Here is a 1,938-nt window from a genome sequence, read left to right as displayed (position 1 = left end):
TGCTCTCCTGCTCTCCTGCTCTCCTGCTCTCCTGCGTTCCAGCACCTGCCGCGATTTTTGGGCCCGAAGATTGCGCGCGGGGCGCACGGGGTGCAGGGGGCCAAAAAAAATCGCACATTGGCCCTCTCCGCCTGGGGTGGGGCGGTACGCCCCACCCCAGGCACATCGGGACGGGTGTGATCCGCGGACGGCCCCGGCGGCAGCTCTCGCAGGGGCGAGATTGCCCCCTCCTGGCCTGCGGATCACCGCGCCCTGTCAGCGGGACCCTGACGGGTCCCCGGGCGCGAAGCGGAGACCATGAGGCTGTCCGGTTTCCGCAAGCGGAAATACCCCGAAGGGGCGAAAACCGGCCTCATGGTCGGTTGGCTGGAATGGTATTGTGTTGTACGCTTATAGAGCGTGTTCGAATTCTGTCTGCTGCTTGAGGTTGCGATATGCCCCGCGGGCCCCGTCTCACCCACAAGGACATCACCGAGATCAATCGCCTCGTGGGCGAGGGATTGCCCGATACCGAGATCGCCCGCCGCAGCGGACGGTCGCGTCAGACGGTGGCGCGGGTGCGCAACCAGACGGTCTCCTCGCATACGACCACCGACGGCGCGGTGATCAGCACGCGGGTCACGCGCGAGGAATACGCGGCCTTCAAGGCATTGATGGAGGCCGAGGGGCTGACGTCGTCGGATGGCATTCGGCGCCTCATGCGGCTCGCGGTCGGGGCGCTGGATTTGCGGGTAGAGGAGATCGAGGCGCTGGCACAGAGCCGGCGCGAGCTCGTGGCGGTGGGGCGTAATCTCAATCAGATGACCCAGCTCGCCAACTCCGGGCGGCTCAAGTGGAACGCCCGCGATGGCAAGACTGTGGCGCAGATCGACGCGCGGGTGGGGGATCTCACCGAGGCGCTGACGACCTTCATCAATGTCGCGCGCCGTCGGACGCTGGCGGATGTGACCTTCCCGGGAGAGGACACATGAGTTCGTACCCGCTGTCCCTGCAGGAGGCCGTGCTCGGTTATCCGCTCGAGGACCTGGCCCGTCGCAGCCGCAGCGGCGGGAGCGGCACCCGTGTTCCGGGCGTGGGGCAGAGCAGCGTGCAGCTCCGCTCCTTCCGGGCCTTTGCCGGCAACGCGCAGCGTTCCCCGCAGTCGGTGGTGAAGCGGATCCGGGCCGGAGGCTGTCACTCCAGGGAAGAGCTGACCCGGCAGCTCAATTACATCACCCGGGAAGAGGCAGCGCATGCCACCTGGACGAACTTTGCCGGCGTGGATCGCGATCTGCGGTCGACCACGCTGGCGCGGGCCGTCGAGGACTGGTCCTCGGCCTGGCGCGGGGCGCCCCGCCGCGGGCACACCGATCATATCATCCTGAGCTTTCCCAAGGGGACGGGGATCGAGGCGGCCGAGGCCGTGGCCCGGGAGTGGGGGCAGGCGATCTTTGCCAGCGGCGACTATGGAGATCAGTGGCGTTACGTGGCCGCGGTCCACCGCGACCCCGATCACATCCATGCGCATTTTGTCGTCGACAAGGTTGGTTGCGACTGGGGCAACTTTCTGTCGATCAGCATGAAGTCCGAGCTGAACTACGACGTGATGCGCGAGCGCCATGCGGAACTCTCGCGGGCGCATGGCATCGACATGGTGGCGTCCAATCGTCTGTCACGCGGGATCATCGAGTACCCGTCACGCGAGACGGAGTATCGCGCGGCGCATGACAGGACGGGGAGGGGGGACCTGGTCCCGCCGCCGCCGATGTCCGACGAGGAGAGGGCTTATCGCCGGGAGATCGTGGAGGATTTTGCGCGGCAATATTCCAGTCTTGGTCTGCTCGCGTCGCTCTCCGGTCCCGGAAATGCGTTCATGGAAAAGCTGTCGCAGGCGTTCTTCGCGTCGGCGCAAACCCTGGAAGAAGGAGGCTCTCTCATGGCCGAGCCCGATACCCTGAT

The 1,938-nt window shown here is 66.3% G+C and carries 2 protein-coding genes; both read left to right on the top strand.

The features are described 5' to 3' along the window. The first annotated feature begins 434 nt into the window (after window positions 1–434). The gene (locus BLQ77_RS28045) at window positions 435–971 is read left to right on the top strand and encodes a plasmid mobilization protein (protein ID WP_089964323.1); all 537 of its coding nucleotides are present in this window, start codon (window positions 435–437) and stop codon (window positions 969–971) included. Beyond that, window positions 968–1,938: relaxase/mobilization nuclease domain-containing protein (locus tag BLQ77_RS28040; RefSeq protein ID WP_165617246.1), on the top strand; the 971-nt coding region annotated here is incomplete at its 3' end. The genes BLQ77_RS28045 and BLQ77_RS28040, both read left to right, overlap by 4 nt.

It is taken from the genome of Salipiger thiooxidans, assembly GCF_900102075.1.
Lineage (GTDB): Bacteria > Pseudomonadota > Alphaproteobacteria > Rhodobacterales > Rhodobacteraceae > Salipiger > Salipiger thiooxidans.
This window is presented reverse-complemented; position numbering and strand designations above follow the sequence as displayed.